At 42.8% G+C, this 19684-nt stretch carries 9 protein-coding genes and 1 pseudogene; 2 read left to right on the top strand and 8 right to left on the bottom strand.

Annotated features, from left to right (window positions below; genetic code table 11):
* Window positions 1–570: 570 nt before the first annotated feature.
* From H6G96_RS10905 to H6G96_RS10885, 5 genes are all read right to left on the bottom strand, one after another.
* A complete protein-coding gene (locus H6G96_RS10905) occupies window positions 571–6531 on the bottom strand; it encodes a response regulator (RefSeq protein WP_190911460.1) in 5961 nt (1986 codons plus the stop codon).
* A 109-nt stretch (window positions 6532–6640) separates the two neighbouring features.
* Window positions 6641–9571: a methyl-accepting chemotaxis protein gene (locus H6G96_RS10900; RefSeq protein WP_190911459.1), complete on the bottom strand. Its 2931-nt coding sequence runs from the start codon at window positions 9569–9571 to the stop codon at window positions 6641–6643.
* 14 nt (window positions 9572–9585) lie between these two features.
* Window positions 9586–10116: a chemotaxis protein CheW gene (locus tag H6G96_RS10895; RefSeq protein ID WP_190730773.1), complete on the bottom strand. Its 531-nt coding sequence runs from the start codon at window positions 10114–10116 to the stop codon at window positions 9586–9588.
* 13 nt (window positions 10117–10129) lie between these two features.
* Complete coding sequence (locus H6G96_RS10890) at window positions 10130–10495, bottom strand: response regulator (RefSeq protein WP_012412195.1); 366 nt, start codon at window positions 10493–10495, stop codon at window positions 10130–10132.
* A 238-nt stretch (window positions 10496–10733) separates the two neighbouring features.
* Window positions 10734–11906 carry a response regulator gene (locus tag H6G96_RS10885; protein WP_190911458.1) on the bottom strand — a complete coding sequence of 391 codons (1173 nt, stop codon included), beginning with the start codon at window positions 11904–11906 and terminating at the stop codon, window positions 10734–10736.
* A 385-nt stretch (window positions 11907–12291) separates the two neighbouring features.
* Here H6G96_RS10885 and hmpF point away from each other — a divergent pair, with 385 nt between their 5' ends.
* A complete protein-coding gene (hmpF, locus tag H6G96_RS10880; RefSeq protein WP_190911457.1) occupies window positions 12292–14052 on the top strand; it encodes a pilus motility taxis protein HmpF in 1761 nt (586 codons plus the stop codon).
* 214 nt (window positions 14053–14266) lie between these two features.
* On the opposite strand, the gene H6G96_RS10875 is transcribed toward hmpF, so the two are convergent.
* From H6G96_RS10875 to tilS, 3 genes and pseudogenes are all read right to left on the bottom strand, one after another.
* On the bottom strand, window positions 14267–14668 hold the full coding sequence (locus tag H6G96_RS10875; RefSeq protein WP_190911456.1) for a hypothetical protein: 402 nt from the start codon (window positions 14666–14668) through the stop codon (window positions 14267–14269).
* A pseudogene (locus H6G96_RS10870) lies at window positions 14652–14951 on the bottom strand (type II toxin-antitoxin system HigB family toxin). The gene H6G96_RS10875 and the pseudogene H6G96_RS10870 overlap by 17 nt, the downstream one beginning before the upstream one ends.
* A gap of 29 nt (window positions 14952–14980) precedes the next feature.
* Window positions 14981–16042 (bottom strand): tRNA lysidine(34) synthetase TilS, encoded by a 1062-nt coding sequence (tilS, locus tag H6G96_RS10865; protein WP_190911455.1) that lies wholly within the window; start codon window positions 16040–16042, stop codon window positions 14981–14983.
* Between the two features lie 306 nt (window positions 16043–16348).
* Here tilS and H6G96_RS10860 point away from each other — a divergent pair, with 306 nt between their 5' ends.
* Window positions 16349–19528, top strand: coding sequence for a tetratricopeptide repeat protein (locus tag H6G96_RS10860; RefSeq protein ID WP_347242213.1), 3180 nt, complete (start codon window positions 16349–16351; stop codon window positions 19526–19528).
* Window positions 19529–19684: the final 156 nt, after the last annotated feature.

The raw sequence follows: 19684 nt of genomic DNA, 5'->3' as shown, positions 1-19684 counted from the left end.
ACAGACTTGCACCAAAAATACTACAGAACCACTGTCAAAATCACCTCGTTCCCAATTTTCTCCACTTTTAAGTTTCCGCTACTGCTAGCAGATATATATTCTCAGGTATTTTTTGATTGTACAAACTTGTTTTGAAGCCAGATGCAACCATTAACCTGACATTAACAGCCTTACTGAGTGACAAGAAATATCGCCCATCTTCATCTTGGGGACTAACCCAAAAAGTTAGGGCAGAATTTGCAAAACCATGTAGAAATTATATCGTAATTTTTGGCAGAATCAAGTATATTTTTTAATATCTGCAAGTAGCCATTGATGGGTTGATATCTGCATTTTTGTTTTTTGGATACTTTAGCTAAATCTATATCAATTTTTTCTTGAGCTTTGTAATCAGTTGAAAACCACGCTCATAAAGTCCCTCAAACAATTTGTGTGAAATGTAGCCGTGAGCGATCGCCAGATAATTTAACAACCCTAGTACCCTGAGCGCTATAGCGATTGTTACATTTTAATTTTTATCTGGTTTAAATAAGAAACCTTAATAGGTTTACTATCAAGGTTTCTTATTTACTAAACATTACTCGTACTGCTAACAAGTTTTTCCCCTTTCAACATCCGCGCCGCAGCTTCGAGGAGAGCTTCTTCGAGATAGGGCTTAGTGAAGTAACCACTAGCACCGAGTTGAGCTGCTATTTGTCTGTGCTTGTCTGCACCCCGTGAGGTAAGCATCGCTATGGGTAAGTGGTTGAGGTTAGAGTCTTTCTGAATGCGAGAGAGTAATTCCAGACCATCGCAACGAGGCATTTCGATGTCGCAAAATACGATATCGCAAGGCAGACCGGAGCGCAGTTTATCCCAAGCTTCCTGTCCGTCACGCGCCTGTTCTACACGATAACCTGCCTTATTAAACGTTAGAGAAAGCAACTCTCGGACTGTAATCGAGTCATCGACGATCAGCACTGTCGGGTCAATCTTCGTAGGAGAGGTGTCTACAGGAATCCCTTTCTGTTGCCAAGAATTGCCACCAGTTCGCGTAGAAATCCGTCCTTGGAAGATGTCAATTATTTCTAGTACGTCAGCAATAGGCATAATCCGACCATCGCCCAGGACTGTAGCACCAGCTACACCAATGGGTTTAGGTGCTGGTCCTTCAAATTGCTTAATTACAATTTCTTGTTCGCTCAACACTAGGTCAATCTGTAGAGCAATCAAAGTATTTGCCGATCGCACCACGACAACAGAAACCATATCATCATCTCTAGTGCCGCCATAGACATTACCGCGACTGATTTGGCGATTGAAGGTTAAAAGTTCCTTCAGGGGTCGGAATGGCAACACTGTATCGCGCCAGGAAATAAATGATTCCCCATTGGCATCGTGCTGAATATTTTTGAGTGGTATATCCAGCGTATCTTCTACACCGTCCATCGGGAAAGCAATCCTAGCTCGATCAGAGACACAGCAGAGAGCTTTACAAATACTCAGAGTCAATGGCAGACGGATAGTGAAGGTGGTTCCCTTGCCGATCGCAGAATCGGTGTTTACTGTCCCTCGAATTTCGCTAATCTCGGAGCGTACTACGTCCATACCCACACCACGACCAGAAATTTCATCTGCTTGGTCTTTGATTGTAAAACCAGACTGGAACAGCAGATCGTAAACTTCCAGGCGAGACATGGCTTTTGCCTGCGCTTCTGTAATCATGCCAATCTTCACCGCCTTAGCCTTAACCTTTGCTGAGTCTATGCCTGCGCCATCATCGCCTACAGAAATGATCGTTTGGTTGCCTTGGTGGAAGGCACGGATAGTAATGATTCCTACAGGTGGTTTACCAGCAGCTTGTCGTTCTTCTGGCGTTTCAATACCGTGAGCGATCGCATTATTTAGCATATGAGTTAACGGATCAGTCAGATGATCCAAAATCATCTTGTCAATTAAGGTATCGCCACCTTCGATCACCAACTCTACTTGTTTGCCACACTTGATGGCGTTGTCGCGCACTCCTCGCCGCCAGCGATCAATAGTTTGAGCAAAAGGCACCATTCGTGCTCTTGTTAATCCCTCTTGTAGCTGGGTGGTTACTTGGCGGAACTGCCTTGCTACTCGCTCGGTTTCTTCGGTAACAAAATCAATGTCACTTGCCGACTCACGCACTCGCACAATGCGTTCAATCATCTGCTGTGAGAGTGTATGAAAGGGAGTAAAATGATCCATTTCTAACTCGTTAAAACCCCGATCAGCATTGGAATTAGAGCCTTGGAAGCCGGAGTCTTTCTTTTTGCGTCCAGCTAACAGAGAGGCTTCTAGGAGCGATCGCTCGTACAACTCCTGCATTCTTGCGCCTACATCGGAGAGTTGTTGTACCTGAATCAGCAAGTTATCTAACGACTGCCGCAGCCGTTCATGATCCTGCTCTAAGGTGTTGCGATTTACCACCAACTCCCCAACTAAATTACTCATATCGTCCAGTTGCTTAACTGGAACCTTCATCGTTTCTTCAAATCTCGCAGCTCTACGAGTAGAAGAACGGGGAGCTTTGCTGGTGTTCGATTTTGCTACTGGTGAATGAGATATTGTTTGATCCGCTTCTGCCAGCAACTTCTCTAAGTCGCCAAATTCATCTATAGCTGGTGATGGAACAGTATTTGTGGCTAAGATTGGTTGAGTGTTGAAGGGCTGGTGTTGGCGTAGCCCATCGCTTTCGTTATCATTTGTACCTAGCAATTCCTCCAGGGCAGCAAAATCTACTTCTGGTATTGAGGTAGCTCTGGGGCTAAGTGCTACTTCCTCTCCTAGTAATGCTTCCAAGTCTGCAAAGTCATCTTCTGGAGCAACTACTTCAACGGTTTCTCTCGTTACCAATTCTTCAGTTGAGGTAACAATAGCGTTTTCGCTCTCTGACACTAGTACAGGTTCAGATGTCTCTGTCTCGGCTAGATCCCACAATTCGGTTTCTACACCTTCCTGAATAACCGTTTGTGTGAAGTCATTGACATCTTGCAAATCAATTGTTGTTGCGCTTTCTCTTAATTCTTTCTGGTTTTCTGATTCTAATAGAGCAGTTTCTGTAAACAATAAATCATCTGCCAAACCAAGCTCTGTATCTTCAACATCTGTCTTTTCTGGGAAATCAAAGGCAGTGTCTAAGTTATTGTTCGGCTCAATATCTAAAACTTCTGTGCTTGTCTGGGCTGAATCTAAAGTTTCCTCAGAACTAATATCTAGAGAATTTTCTATAGCTGATAGTTCATCCACAGTATTATCTGTGGTTTCCATCTGAATATAAGTGGAGTCTGTAGTAATCTCAAACAGCAGTTGCGGATTTTCATTGAAAGAGCCGAGCAAATCATTTGGCTGTGCTTGAGACGATGCTGAATTTGGAGTTTCCTCAGAACTGATATCTAGAGAAGTTTCTGTAGCCGATGGTTCATCCACAGTATTATCTGTGGTTTCCATCTGAATATAAGTGGAGTCTGTAGTAATCTCAAACAGCAGTTGTGGATTTTCATTGAAAGAACCAAACAAATCATTTTGCTGCGCTTGAGGCGATGCTGAATTTGGAGTTTCCTCAGAACTGATATCTAGAGAAGTTTCTGTAGCCGATGGTTCATCCACAGTATTATCTGTGGTTTCCATCTGAATATAAGTGGAGTCTGTAGTAATCTCAAACAGCAGTTGTGGATTTTCATTGAAAGAACCAAACAAATCATTTTGCTGCGCTTGAGGCGATGCTGAATTTGGAGTTTCCTCAGAACTGATATCTAGAGAAGTTTCTGTAGCCGATGGTTCATCCACAGTATTATCTGTGGTTTCCATCTGAATATAAGTGGAGTCTGTAGTAATCTCAAACAGCAGTTGTGGATTTTCATTGAAAGAACCAAACAAATCATTTGGCTGCGCTTGAGGCGATGCTGAATTTGGAGTTTCCTCAGAACTGATATCTAGATAATTTTCTATAGCCGATAGTTCATCCACAGTATTATCTGTGGTTTCCATTTGAATATAGGTGGAGTCTGTAGCTAGATCCTCAAATAGCAGTTGTGGATTTTCATCGAAAGAGCCGAGCAAATCAAGTTCCAGCTCAACAGCAGATATCTCTGGGGGCTGATTAGTAAATTCTGGAATAAAATCTAAAGCTTCTGGTTGTTGCGATCGCTTGAGAATTTCTTCCCCTAGATGCTGGGCGAACAAAGTCGTTTCAGGCGTGGAGGGCTGTATGCGATCGCTGATTTCAGGTGAAATAGTTGAGTTCGTATCTAACTCATCAAATAAATCATCTCCCGAATCTGATGAGAATATTAAATCTACCTGCTCCTGCTGCTGAAAATTGATATCAAAATCATCTTCTATGTCAAAACTGGCAACAGCAGAAGGTATTGGCTGCTGACTATTGGCAAAAATGTCATCAGCCGCAGCAAACAAACTCTCCTCTAAGGCTTTTTCTACATTTTGCTCAATTAAGGAATCGAATTCGTCCTCTTCCTCTGTGGCTTCCTGGTTCCAGAAGTTGCTCAGATCATTTTCTGATTCAGAAAACTCAGGTGTTGTTGCTGGAGATGTACCAAATAAATCACCAAGTTCTGGTTCACTTGTAGGCAGTAGTGTCTGTTCTTCCATTTCAGCAAACAGGCTATCCAAAGACAAGCTTGTTTGCTGGGGTAATTCTATGTAGTCACTAGGGGTAATTTCTTCTACCCAATTTGCATTTCTAGTTTCTAAGAATAAGTTATCAAAACTATTTTGTTGGTTAGTAGATCGCTCCACACTGGCGAACGCTTCAGTTTCTGGTTGAGTTATTTCGCCTGTAGGTAATAGTTCTTCATTATCATCATCTAGTTCCAGTGTCAATAAATCTTCAACTACATCGTTTTTGTTGACATTATTTTGGGCAGTTTCCTCAAGAGGCTGGTTTACATTACTAGGAATATCAATAAATTCTGGTAAATTTTCGGCAGAAGAAGAGTCGAAATTTATATCAAGTACGCTAAGATCGCTTAACTCTAAAGTCGTGGCAGATGTTTGTTGATTTTGCGGTTCTGAATTTTCTTTTTCCAGGAAATTGTCGCCAAATAACAGGGATAAATCTTCTGTCATGGCTATATTTGTTAGATGCTGCTCATTGCTTGTGTCTTCATCAAAGGAGAGAAAATCGGATAAATCGCTATGAGCATCTTCAGCATCAGTGCTACTGAAATCAATCCCAAAGTTCTCGGTGGCAACAGTATCTAAGGTTTCTTCTTGATGCCAGCTTTCATCTAGTTCGGGAGTATCACCTTCAAATAAATCGGCAAGGGTATTTAACTCAGCTATTCCTACCTCTGGCCCATTAGGGTCAAGATTACTACTGATTGGATGTACTTCGTCATGTGTGGTGATAAGACTAGTGTGGTTTAATGGTGTCCCTTGTTGAAGATAAGGGCGAACGCTAGTATCTTCGTCTAGATTAAGTTCTTCTGTTGTCTGGGCTAGGTTAGTTATCACTAACGGCTCGGTGTTACCAAATATAATTGGCTCTAACGCAGTTGATGATTCTGTCAAAGCCGCAGACTGTTCGTTAAATAAATCAGGGATAACTTCTAATAACTCAATTTCTGCAAAGCTCAAAAGTGCTTCTAGTTGCTGACTAATTGCAATTTCGGCTTCCCTACCTTGCAGGACTAATTCTTGAGCTTGCTTGATTTCGGTAATGACAATTTTAGCTAATGTGAGATAGGTATTTTCAGGATTGCCGATCGCACTGGCTGCTGCTTGACACAAACCACACCACTTGGACAAATTCCAAGTCTCACCAAGTTTGACTAACTGGTAACAGCATTGTTGAAGATTTTGCCGAGTTGAGGGTGTTGTGGTTTGCTTAAACAGTTGCAACATTTCCCGCAGTCTTTGCAGCACCTGGGCTTGAAACTCGCCCCAATTGTGATTTTCTTTAGCGGTGGCTACCGCTTGTGCCTCTTGGGGTGCTACTGACAAAGATGTTTCTGGAGATTGCTGATGGGTATCTTCTGGCAAACTAGGAACATCTTGGCGTAGGAAAAGTTCTGTAAGTGCGGAGACATTTTCTACAGAGGTTGTGTGTAGTTCTGTTGTGCTAGCTACTCCACCTTTTCCTTGTTCTACAAGTAGTTCTAGATGCTGATACAACCATTGAAAGACTGGCTCAGTTTCTGACATCAAAGTATTAGCTGCATCTTCGGAAAGACCATAAGGCCCACTCAAATGCTCTAACAGCGCTTTTAGGGTATCAGATACACCAAGAAATAAAGACTCTAACTTTTGGTCAATCTGAACCGGATGATCTTTGAGAACTTTGAAACAATCTTCCAGACGGTGGGAAGTATGCTGGATGCTAGTCAATCCAAGCATCGCCGCTCCTCCTTTGATGGAGTGAGCCGCCCGGAAGACCTCACTGATCATTTCCGGGTCGTTCAGGGTACCTTCTAAATTCAGCAAGCCCTGCTCAATGGTATTCAGGTGATCCCTGGCTTCTTCAATAAAGTAACCCAAAATCCGCTGTTGTTGTTCCGGCAGCATAGCAAAAGTTATGAGTTATAAATTATGAGTTGTGAATTATGAGTTATGAATTATGAGTTATGAGTTGTGATTTTTATTTCTAACTCCTCACTCCTAACTCCTAACTTTTTTACCTAGTTTCCATAGTTTCCACTCGGAAACGTTCAACGGAGGCGATCAAGTCACGGGATACACCTGCTAAGTGTTGTAGGGCACCTGAAACTCGTTGTGCTTCCTGGGAAGTTTCTTGTGCAGTGAGTTCTACTGATTGCATTACGTGAGCGACGGCGCGGGAGGTTTCAGTTTGTTCGACAGTGTCGGTAGTAATCGAGCGCACAAGAATATCGATACGATTCGCCACTTGAATAATGTTTTCGAGCGATCGCTTGGCTTCTTCTGCCAATTTTGTCCCTTTAATTACTTGTTGTGTGCCTTCTTCCATCGCGGTCATTACAGAGCCTGTTTCGCTTTGGATTTGCATCACAATTTGTTCAATTTCCTTGAGAGATTTAGCAGATTTGTCTGCTAACTGGCGCACTTCGTCTGCAACGATCGCAAACCCGCGTCCAGCTTCTCCCGCCCTTGCCGCCTCAATACTAGCATTGAGTGCTAGTAAGTTTGTTCTAGAAGCAATTTGGGAAATCAACGCCACAATTTTAGAAATTTCTTGGGAAGATTCCGCCAACCGTTTCACTTTGCGAGTGGTTTCGGCAACGGTTTCTCGAATTTCCAAAATCCCCGCCACAGTATTTTCTACTGCTTCGCCACCTTTCAAGGCGATCGTACTAGCATCACGGGCAACGGTTTCAGCTTCCCGCGCCGCCTCTGCTACCCGTTGAATCGAGTCAGTCATTACTTGTACAGAATTTAGCGTCACTGCCAACTCTTCTGCTTGGCGCAAAGCATCACTAGATAAGGCTCTCGCAAAGGTTTCGGAGTTGGTTGCACCTTTTGTTACATCCTTCGCTGCCACTTTTACCTGTTGCACAATATCCCGTAGGTTTTGAATTGTCAGGTTAAAAGCATCAGCTACGGCTCCCAATACGTCGGCTGTAACTTCAGCTTGGACTGTTAAATCGCCTCTAGCAGCTCCTTCCACATCATCTAAAAGGCGAATTACCTGACGTTGGAGGTTTTCTTTGGCTTCCTCTTGTTCATCGGCTTTTCGTTGGGCTTCACTTGTAGTCGTGAAAATTACCCGTGCCATTTCATTAAAGCCAGTGGCTAAATGCCCCAATTCATCTTCAGAATACACCGTGGCTTGAGCATTCAAATTTCCTTGACGTACGGCCTCAAACTGAGCTTGCAGATCATTGGTTGTGCGCCGAATTTGTTTGAGTGCAAGATTCCCCATAAAGCCTGCGGTAGCAAAACCTGCAATCCCAGCTGCGAGGGACATTGCCCAACCTGTGTTTCGTACTGATTCCCGTTGTTGGGGTGGCGAAAATGTGGTGGCCACAAAGCTAACTGTGGCTACAACCAGCGCCGAGACAATGCCTACACTTCCAGCAATTAACCATTGTTTTCTTTCTATGGAGGCATTCTCTAATGGTGCTAACCATCCTTGCTCGACGCTGACGTTGGGTTCTAGTTTCGAGACATCTGTTTGGCTAAAAACTGGAACTTCTTCATGGGAACCAGTCATTGAGAATAGTTCTTCCTCGCGATCGGCTGCATTACTTGCAGAAGCTTCCACGACTTGAGAGCGTCCACTGCCACTGGTTTCTGATGGAGCAGAATGCATTGCTAGATCACTGAAGTTAGAATCTCCTTCGAGTAGGTCAAACCCTGGAATGCTGCCTAAATCATCAAATTCCTCAAAGTCATCTAAAAATTCTATATTGCTCTTAGAATTTTCTCCATTCAGTATATTGTTTGAGTCTTCATAAGAGCTTAACCCCTCTGAGCCAAAGGCAGACTCAAATGCTTCCATATCAAAATTATCATCGTCATCAAAGCTATTTTTACCAATGAGTTCACCTGAGTTAAACTGCTTTTCTTTTAAAGGTAAGTTGCTGCTAAAAGATGAAGAATCATCAGACAAATCTGGAGTAATAGCTTCTTCTATTTCAAAAGTTTTTGACTTTAACCAATCATGCGCTTCGGTTTCAGGCAAATCATATTGACTGTGGTTATTTGTTGACGAACTATTTCTAAGTTCTTCATCAACAATAAGTAAAGTTTCGTCTCCCAAACTAGATTTTGTATATTCTAATTCGTCAATACTAGGTTCTGGAAAATTTGGCTCACTCGACAAATCAGGGAAATTATTCTCTTTGTTACCAGTTTTTGAATTAGAAGATGAAAAGTTATTATTGTCAATATCTAAATTCTCGTGAGCAGAATTTATCCCATTATCTGAAAAATGACTATCTACTAGTGATTCTTCATGGTTATCTTCTGATACATCTTCCTGCCAGAAAGCGGGCAACTCTAACTCTGTTTTCGCCTCCCAAATGTTGCTACTAGACTCTTGTGCCTGTGATTCTTCATTGAAGGCAAAAGGATCGTCACCAAAAGCTGTAGAAAAATCTGATATTTGTCCCGTTCCAATACTATCTTCTGTAGGTATATCAAATGGACTATTTGAAGATAACTCTTCAATGCCATTCCCAGTTTCTTGATGCTCTCCAAAAAAGTTTAAATCAAGATTCTTGCTGTCAAACTCCTCACTAGCCTTCAAATCTTCTAATTCTTGTTCGCTATATGCCAGTGCATCAGATATCTCTGGGGAATTTATTTGCTCTTGACTACCTGATGTATCAATCTCTCCACTGAATGACTGTAAATATTGATTGATATTCTCAATTCCATTATTGGCAAAACCAATAATTTCTTGATCGTTAGTCAAGCCTAATACCTGTTGATATTCTTCTTTTGCTACATCGTACTGCTGCAAAACATAGTAGATGTGACCCCTTAACAAATGGGTATTGGGGTCTTTTGGTAAATTTTGCACCACTTGATCAACTAAAGTGGCGGCAACCTCATAATTCCTTTGAACATAGGCGGTCATCGCCTGTTGATATGTTGGCTCGAAATTATCAATACTTATTGCCATTTCCTCCTCCAATTTCATCCTGCCCACCTAGCACTTCGTAAAATTGCCATTTGATCGAGCAGCCGTAAACACTGGTTGTTTTTAGCACCTAATAACCACTCTCCACGTAAAAAGGGAGCCATAGTATCTGGAACACTGGTTGGTGGCATGAGATTCTGGACATCTAACCAGTGCATACCACCGATTTCCTCTACTGCTAAACCCACTATTGTGTCTTGCTCTTCAATGGCAATCACCGGAATTTCAGCTTTATCCGTGTTTAATGCACTTGCTTCCCCCAGAAATTGACCCAAATCAGCCACCCAAATAACTCGACCTCGTAAATTTAGAGTACCCAAAAGTAAAGGAGAAGCATTAGGAATCGGGGTGATTCTATCAGGACTTAGTTCAATTACCTCCCGAATGCCAGTTGCTTGTAGTGCAAACTCCTGATGCGAGGGAATGTAAAACCTCAAATGTAACTCACCTTCAGGACTTTCTACTTGTAATTCTGGTCGGAAATGGTCTTGACCACTGCCACTTAAAAAGTCCGGTTTGCTGACCATATTGCCTTTATCCTTATCCTCGCAGCAGTTGTTTGACTGTTCCCACCAACTCGGTTGGTTGAAATGGTTTAGCTATGTAGGCGTCTGCACCTTGTTTCATGCCCCAATAGCGATCAAATTCTTCGCCTTTGGAAGAACACATAACTACAGGGACATTTTGGGTTTTTGGATCGGATTTTAACCGCCGACAAACTTCGTAGCCGTTCATCCGAGGCATGACAATATCCAACACCACTAAATCGGGAGGTGCTACTTGAATTGCCTCCAATGCTTCTAATCCGTCACTGGCATGGGTTACCGTTAAGCCAGTTGCTTTCAGGAGGTCTGTAATCATCTCCCTTTGCGCGATACTGTCTTCCACAATCAGAACTGTACTCATAAATGTCTATTTACCTCCTGATGTAGACGTTCCTATTTGGAACATTCCCTGATTCCTCCGCAAGTATTAACTGTATAAATTAATTCTAGTTTTTGACTTTTTTCTTGGGTATTGAGATTTCACTGAGTTAGCTGACTCTGTGATAACATCTTTTACCTAATCTTTTGGTAGATCAATAAATCTTGGATCTCTTTATCTGCCCCATGCCCAATATTCCATGCCCAATGCCCAATTTTCATTAGTTGTTGATATATTTCTCTACGAGCATAAGTAACTCAGTGTCTGTAAATGGTTTTGTTAAATAATCTGTTGCCCCGACCATACTAGCTTTGACTCGATCAATAAATCCATCTTTACCAGTGAGCATGATAATCGGTATAAGCCGAAATGCTGTTGAATGCCGCAGCATGGCGCAAATCTCGTACCCCTCCAATTCCGACATGGCAATGTCGCATAAAATTAAATCCGGTTTGAGTTGAAAAACTAGACTCAGTGCCTCTAAAGGATTGGTGAGAGCGATCGCTTCATAACCTTGTGGTTGTAAGATCGAATTTATAGTCTCACCGATGGCGATCGCATCGTCAATACATACTATCCGCCCCTTGTGTTTTTCCTTCAATTCACAGTTATCAGTATGAGTATCTGGTTTAGTTGTGAGTGAATATACTAGTTGTAACCAACTCTGTTGCACATATGGATATATTGCCTTAGCCACTGTCAAAATGTCTCGGTTAAGATAGCGAGCCAGTTGACGCAAGGATGTTTTACCGTCAGCCCAATGTTGTAGCTTACTTACGGTTGTTTCTGGTAGCGAGGATTGTAGCTGAACTTTGTCAGATAGCACTGGCAATTGTTCGGGTGACTGAATGTGCGGATACAGCTGCTTCCACTCTTGCACCTGCTTCGTAATTTTTGTAACAAAGGGAGCAATCTCGAAAGTGTTTAATTGCGGGGCAAGTGCTGCACCTTGATGGAAAATGAAGCTTCCTTGGTGTATACTCAGCAGGTCAAAAAGGGTTTCATGCACCAAGCCGTGAATAATACTACCAGCTATCTTAGGGTTGATAATATTCCGCTCCAAAAGTGCCCAAAGATAGGCATACTCTGGTGCGTCGGTTGATGGTAGGGAGGCAATTTGTTTGTCAGTGAGTCGCGTCTCAACTCGGTAATGACGTAAATAATCGTTAATTCTGGATAAACTACTCTCGCCTTCTTGACAATAGATAATTTGACCATTGAGGAAAAAGACGAACCAAGACTGTTGTTTGGGGCGATAAATGCTTGCTCCGTCTCCACCCAGTTTGTTGTTATGGTGACCAGTAGCTCTCACCCATAGTTGCCCAGTTCGCTGCCCTAAATCAATCAATTGCAAAATACTGCAAATATCAATTTCATTTAAATTTCCCTGCATTGATCTAAAAAGTACTCCTTCAGTGTTGCTGAATTCAGAATTCTGAATTCAGACTTCTTCTTTAAGTATTGATTATGGAGTATTGGCAAGATTTTTACCCTGTTTCTTGTTGCCATTACGAAATAGATTCAGCTATAGACCTTAATCTTTCGTAATACACTTCGACAAAGCTAGTGTTAACACGGAAGTCATCATCACTGCCATCAGTACAAAATATAAGGGCGCGACTAACTCGCTTTTATAAGTATCAAGACGTAATATCTGGCGTCTATAGTTTTGTCTGTCTTGCTCTCCTAAACTTCGGTTCAGTGAGGCAAGTTAACAGAATTATTTAAGGTATATCCCAAAACATGAACTTTAAGTGCATCCATAAAGGACTAACGGTGTGCTGTATTTAGCAGAAGTACAAAAACAGAAAGGTGGTTTACTCAGTGGCGGTGCCAAAACTGAACTGAAACTGCTAGCTTGTCAGCGAACTGACCAGAATTGGAATACTGTGTCGGAAGAAGTGATTGCCGCTGAGGACGCAAGCAAATTAAATGATGGTGCTTTGGTACTGGTTGAACTGAATCCGAATCGTCAAGTACAACGGATTCAAGAAGCAGGGCGACCACTAGTCAACATTTTGCAGAATTTTTCCCGCCAATTGGAGAAATTTAAGCTTAAGGAAGATGAGATTGATCAGTGGAAGCAATCACTGACGTTTCAGGCGCAAGAGTTGAATCGCCGTGAAATGGACATGGAAGTACGCTCAGAACAGTTGCAACAATTGGAGGATGAGTTGCAACAATTAGAGGAGCAAAAGCAGGAAGTTGACACATCTCGCCAAGAAATTGAACGGTTACAAACAGAAGTTGAACGCAACCGCCTAGAATTGGAAGGCGCTTGGGAGCATTTGCGGGGTGAACAGCGCCGCCTGGAGGAAGGTCTTGCGGATTTCCAACAGGGGACGGTTTTGGATGAGGAGCAAAGTCGGGTAATGAGTGAGTTACTCGATCGCTTGTCTAGTCGTGTTGCTCCCACGGAGATAGTCAGAGAACAGTTGCATTTGGCCTTTGAATTGGTCGAAAAGCAGCAGGCGACTCTTACCCCACACTGGCAAAAACTCCAGGAGCAAAAAACTGTGATCGCACAACAGCAAGAAGAAGTCGAGCTATTGTCACAAACATTTAGCGATCGCCAAAATGCATTGCAACAAGCACAAAATTCCCTAGTCCAGCAAACAGCACAATTACAGATAAATACAGCAGACCTTACCAGCAAGCAAGAGTATGCTAAGTCAATTAAAGAGCAGTTGCGAAAGGCGGAAGAGTTATATCAACAGATTCACTCTTTTGCTGCAACGTCTGGTGGTGTAGTTCTAGGACAGCAGGCTGATGTGAAAGCTTTGGATAAAATGCCTTTAGAAGAACTACAAAAGATAGTCCAAGAATTGGAACATAAGTTGGAAATAGACGCTAGCTTTGTTCACGATCAAGAACAAGAACTGAAATACAAACAAGAAGCTATAGAAGAACTGCAAAATAAATTAAGCCAAGCATCTGACCATGACCACATCAATTTGGAACTGGAATTAACGGATGAAAAAGACCTCTATCAGATGCTAAACTCCAGCTTGGTGGGACAACGCCGCAATATGCTACAGCATCAGAAGTTTCTCAAGCAACACCAAGCTGTACTGCTACGGCGACAAGGACATACTGTTGCTGAGGAAGAAGAGGGTAATAAAGTTAATTTAGAGCCAATTCTGTTACAAATTGAAACCCATCGACAACAATATTCGCAGGAAATCCAAAAGTTGGAACGTGAAATTGATCAGATCCGTGCTGGTATTGAACTAAATCAGGGAATGATTGACAATCAAACCCATGATTTAGATGAAAAGCGCCAAGAACTGAAAGCGATCGAAGAAAATTTGCTATCTTTACGAAGAACAACTGCTGAATGCTGTGGTCGGGTGAATCTTTATCAAGAAGCACTCCAACCAATTCAGGATTCTCTCGATGGCTTACGGCAAAAGCTGCAAGGAATTGGAGAATCTTTGGATCAATTCCAGGAAACTGGTGATTTTCAAGTCCAAGCGATCGCTCAGTTGCGTCATACTCTCCAGAGTTTAATATCTCAGCCACAACTACTAGCGTCTTAACAAGTTAGGAGTTAGGAGTTAGGAGTTTGCTGTTATAGTGCTTCCCAGAGTTATAGAACATACTCCATCGCATTAACTTCTAACTATTTCAACCAGATCCAGTCGCCTTCTACTTGAGTGATCGCACCACCAGGAAATGGATCAGTTTGCGATCGGGCATCAGCCCTAACTTATATTTTTCGGGCTAAAGCCCAACTACAAACTATGAACTTAGTTATTCCATAAATAAACTAGATTCTACATGAAAAAACTCTCCTAGCTTACACGCTTGTTCTGTATTTATCTTCTGTTGTCCATTTAAAATATTATCAACCAAATCTTCTTTCCCTAAAACCGCTACTAAATCATCTCTACTTTTCTCAGATTCCTCTAAAATAAATAACAACATAGATACAGGATTATTCTGCTGGCTTGGCTGATAATATTCTTGTTCAAATTTTTCAATTAAAGTAATTAATAACTGATAAAGTTCGTCTTCTTCTGGGGTGCGTTTCCGGTGCATTAAATCTTCCACTATCTCTAAAGCTTGCTCATTTTCAGCTTCACTTTTTATCAGCTTGGGAAGATAAGCTGTTAATAATTCCTTGTATTTATCTGGATTAAAAGTAAGGGTCATCTTTCCAGTTCTCCTTATCATATTCCGCATGGGTGAGGATATACTTAATATAAATTAACTGGCCTTCATAATCTATACTAACAATCAAGCGATATTTATTTCCTCTAATATTGAATACTGTAAAGTTACCAACAGCTTCAGCTTTAATAAAAATTTGCTGTACTTCAACTAAATTTTACCATTTCGCTTTAGTAGCAGCCTTATACCAATTGCTTAATGCTTCCTGACAATCTGCATGGGTTCCTGCATATTTTCTTAATATTCTAAAACTAATAATGTGCATCGTCCCTGATAACAAAAGACTTTAAATAACTATTTCAACCAGATCCAGTCGCCTTCTACTTGAGCGATCGCGCCACCAGGAAATGGATCAGTTTGCGATCGGTTTGGCGCTGTAATTAAACCCGTTAATTTCTCGATGTGTTCAAAACTGGGGGCATCAGTAAGTATTTGCTGCAACACCTGACGCATCACCCGGCGTTGCAGTGCCAATGGTGCGTTCTGCAATACTCGACGATTTAAGCATAAAGGGAGTGGGGAGTGGGGAGTGGAGAGTGGGGGAGATGAGGAAAAAGCAGGGGAACTGTTAGCAGGGAGCAGAGGATAAAGAGGTAATTTTTCATTCTCACCCATGCCCAATGCCTCTTCCCGTAACTGCTGGGCAGCTTTTTCGAGATATTCTACTTCTGCTTGAAGAAGTTCTGCTGTTTGGGCTAAGGCTGATTCTACTTGGGGATTGAAATTTTCCCGCAAATATGGTATTAATTCTTGGCGAATGCGGTTGCGGGCATATTGCAAATCTTGATTGGTGGAATCTTCCCAAATTGGCAATTTAAATTCTTGACAAAATTGCTCTGTTTGTATTCGAGTGATTTCTAACAGTGGGCGCACTAGCATAATGCCTGTAGTTAGGGGGCGTTGCCAAGTTAGAGCTTGTAAGCCATCAGCGCCAGTACCGCGAATTAAGTTGTAGAGGAGAGTTTCGGCGCGATCGCTTGCCGTATGTCCTGTAACTATATATTGATAATTATTTGCTTTGGCGATCGCACTTAAAGCTTGATAGCGCCAATCGCGTGCAGCAGCTTCACTATTTATAGGTTCGTTCGCTGTTTCTAAATAAAAGGTTATACCCCAAGTTTTAGCTAAATTTTCGACGTGATGAGCATTAGCTTCGGAGTCAGAACGCCAGCGATGATCGCAGTGAGCAATACCTAAATCCCATCCCCATTTGGATTGTAAATCTAAAAGTAATTTTATTAAACACAGAGAATCTTGTCCGCCGGAGACAGCGACTAATAGACGCTGGTTGCGCTCAAATAAGCGGCGCGATCGGATTGTGCGATGAATTTTTGCATGTAGAGGAGTCCATACCATTTTTAGAACTTCTCATACTAATTCGTAATTCGTAATTCGTAACTGGTCAGATTCAATTTGGGTTTCCAGGTTTGAGTTTGTTGCCTTATTTTAGGCAATTCTTGCAACACAAAGTAAATAATTTTGTAATTCTCTCTGCGTCTGTGCGTGAACCTTATCCCTAATTCAACGCATAATATACAGAATCTTGGATAAATTCGCAGGTGATTTAATGGCAGGAATTCAAGTAGGTATTGAGGGTGAAGGCGCACCAGTAGCAGCCGAGGCTTTGCTGGTGAGGATTTTTTGGTCAAGCGGGTTAATCCAGTGGTGTTACCTCTGCGCTGGGTTGAGAAAGAAACGGAAGCGTTTTCTGTGGAAGCACGACAATTGCGAGTATTGTTTATGGCAACCGACCCGGAAGATGTGGAACCAAAGTTAGAGTTTGAACAGGAAGAAGCGAGAATTCTGGCTGATACGCGAGATTTTGCTGTAGATTTGCGGGTGGAAGAAAGCGGTTGTGTTAGCGAGTTGGGTAAGGTGTGGAGTCGCTATTTTAATGACTTTGATGTGTTTCACCTCACAGGACACGCGTCAATTACTCCTCCCGAAGCGGAAAAGAACCCCACCCCCAACCCCTCCCCGCAAGCGAGGAGGGGAGCAGGTTTAGAGCCGAATACGCCTTACTTTATTACGGAGACGGAAATCGGCGATCGCCACGAAACCACAGCCGCAGAACTTGCCGATGTCTTCCGGTTTCGCTTTCCCAAATTGGTGTTTTTATCTGGGTGTCGGACTGGACAAGCACCAGATAAAGGCGCTGTCCCTTCAATGGCTGAGGCACTAATTGCACAAGGGGCGATCGCTGTTTTAAGTTGGGGGCGGCCTGTGGAAGATCGGACAGCTACAGCCGCCGCCGCGCACCTCTACGGCAAATTGGCAGCCGGATATCAATTAGCCCAAGCACTCGCTAGCACTTACCAGCAGTTGTTTAAACAGAATGTGCGTGACTGGCATTTGTTGCGGTTATACGTCCAGGGAGAATGTCCGGGTGCGTTGGTGGATGTGGTGGGAGATGTGCCACCCTCTGCGCCGGAACCTGCATACCAACAGTTTTTAGATCCCGATACCCAACAGGTGCGGGTGGCGAAACCCTCTGAGTTTGTTGGGAGACGGCGGACTTTGCAACGTTGTCTCAAAGCAATTCGCACTTCATTAGGGGTACTAATTCACGGACTGGGGGGTGTGGGTAAGAGTACGGTGACGGCGCGACTTCTGGAAAGGATGGTTGGCTATCACAGGCTGATGAACTTTCGGCAACTGGATGAGGACAAACTGCTCAAAACCCTTGCTGAACAATGTACCTCGGAACGGGGGCATGAAATTCTCAATGGCAAGTTACCCTTGATGCAGCGCCTCACCAAGTTTTTCACTGAAGGACTGAATACCAAAGAACAGCGCTTTGCCTTTGTGCTGGATGACTTTGAGGCTAATTTGGATTTACGAAATGGGGTTTATGTCTTGCAACCACAAGTTGTGGATGTACTGCTAGCGTTGCTGAAGGCGATGCAAAATTCCCAACTTCCCCACAAGGTAATTATTACCTGTCGCTACAATTTCACTTTGTCAGAACTGAATCATCGTCTGTACCGCGAACCTCTGGGTGCTTTGGGTGGGGCAGATTTAATTAAAAAGTATAATCGTCTGGATTCGTTTAATGGCAGTTGGCAATTTCAGCCAGATTTGCCCGAACGTGCCAAAACAGCAGCAGATGGAAATCCTCGGCTGTTGGAATGGTTAGATAAGATTTTGCAAAATTCCCCGAAGTCGCCAGAAGCGGAGAGGGGAGTTGAGATGATTCTGCAAAAGATGGCAGATAAGGAAAAGGAATTTCGTGAGGATATTTTGGCACAGGTATTGCTGAAGCAGCAAACTCCAGCTTTGCGTCTTATGCTGGGGAAGTTGTTGGTGTATGAGTTACCTGTTCCTCAAGCTGCGATTTTCCCGATTTGTGAGGATATCTCAAGTTGGGAAAGTCATATTCAACGCGCTGAAATTTTGGGTTTGTTGGAAGTTACCCTCACCAACAACACAGAGAGGTTGTATCGTGTTCCCCGGATTTTGTCACCGTTGCTAGAGTTTCCAGAAAACCCCAAGGGTGAAGAGTTGTATAAACAAGCTGCACAAATTTTATATCGTCTGTGGTGGGAAGAGGTGGAAGCTACTACAGAGGCACAAAAGTTAGAAATTCATCGCTTGGCGTTGCTGGGGAAGGATGGAGAAATTGCGGCGAAAATAGCCGTCTCTCTGGCACGTAACTGGAAAAATAAAAGCCGTTTTCGGGAATCAGTGCAACTGTGCAAATCTACTTTAAAACTCACTCCAGACTACCGCGTTTTACATCAAATAGCTCGCTCTCAAGCAGAACTCGGTGAAGTTGAAGAAGCACAGCAGTATTATCAGCAAGCGCTTGAATTTTGTTTGGAAACAGACAAAACAGACAAAGCTGCAATAATTCATAACCAGGCAATTCTCTACGCTAATAAAGGGGAAGTAGATAAAGCGCTCGTACTCTACAATCAGTCTTTGAAAATAAATGAACGCATTGGTAATCTCGAAGGCAAAGCAGCGACGTTGCACTGTTTAGGAATGATCTACGCCGACAAAGGGGAAGTGGATAAAGCGATGGCACTCTACAATCAGTCTTTGGAAATAAAAGAACGCATTGGAGATATCCAAGGCAAAGCGGCGACATTGCACAATCTAGGATATATCTACACCAACAAAGGGGAAGTAGATAAAGCGATCGCACTCTATAATCAGTCTTTGGAAATAACTGAACGCATTGGTGATGTCCAAAGCAAAGCAGGGACGTTGCACGAACTGGGACGTATTTACGCCGACAAAGGGGAAGTGGATAAAGCGCTCACACTCTACAATCAGTCTTTGGAAATAACTGAACGCATTGGAAATGTCCAAGGCAAAGCGGCGACATTGCATAACATAGCAAGTATCTACACCGATAAAGGGGAAGTGGATGAAGCGTTCGCACTCTACAATCAGTGCTTGGAAGTTTTTGAATGTATTGATGATGCTTACTGGAAAGCAGTAACGTTGCATAATATAGCAAATATCTACGCCAACAAAAGGGAATGGGATAAAGCGCTCACACTTTTCAATCAGTCTTTGGAAATAAATGAACGCATTGGAAATGTCCAAGGCAAAGCGGCAACGTTGCAAGAACTGGGATGTATCTACGCCAACAAAGGAGAAGTGGAGCAAGCGATCGCACTTTTCAATCAGTCTTTGGAAATAAAAGAACGCATTGGTGATGTCCAAGGCAAAGCAATAACTCTGTGGTGGTTAGGACATTTGGCGGAACAGCAGGGTGAATACACTAAAGCGATATCATATTTGCAACCAGCTTTAGAGATTTTGCAGCGATTGAAGTCACCGGATGCTGAAGGTGTGAGTGCAAGTCTTGATAGGGTAATTCGTAATTACTGAAAGATTTTTGTTTCACGCATTCGCCTTTAGGCGTTCCCGCAGGGTAGGCACAGAGGCGCGAAGAAGAAGGCAAGAGTGTGAGTTAAGTAAATGAAAACTGCTGTAATGAGTCTTTGATACTCGTGGACGAGTCTTTTATACTCGCGGACGAGTCTT

The organism is Nostoc sp. FACHB-892 (genome assembly GCF_014698795.1).
Lineage (GTDB): Bacteria > Cyanobacteriota > Cyanobacteriia > Cyanobacteriales > Nostocaceae > Nostoc.
The sequence above is the reverse complement of the archived record's forward strand: the minus strand, read 5'-3'. Positions and strand labels throughout refer to the sequence as shown.